1 protein-coding gene is annotated in these 272 nt (G+C 53.3%); it reads left to right on the top strand.

The features are described from left to right. The coding region (locus tag GJQ66_RS12650; protein WP_155049647.1) for an ATP-binding cassette domain-containing protein at positions 1 to 272 on the top strand (272 nt) is incomplete at both ends.

The following is a 272-nucleotide window of genomic DNA, read 5'->3' on the forward strand; positions in this document are numbered from 1 at the left end:
CTGGTGGTCAGTTGCTGCACTTGCAGGGGGATAATGGGGCTGGAAAGTCCAGCTTGTTATTGGCGCTTGCCGGGATTTTACCGCCAACGCAAGGCGATATTCATTGGCGCGGTCAGGATGTCCAGCAAGATCTTCTCGCTTATCAGCAACAAGTCTGTTTTCTAGGGCACCGCACGGGCGTGTGTCAAGATTTGACAGTCCTACAGCAGCTGCAACTTTATGGGTTTTCTAAGGCCGAGGCTTGGGCTTTTTTGCGAGCCCAGGGTATGGCA

Source organism: Microbacterium sp. ZXX196, from assembly GCF_009709595.1.
Lineage (GTDB): Bacteria > Actinomycetota > Actinomycetes > Actinomycetales > Microbacteriaceae > Microbacterium > Microbacterium excoecariae.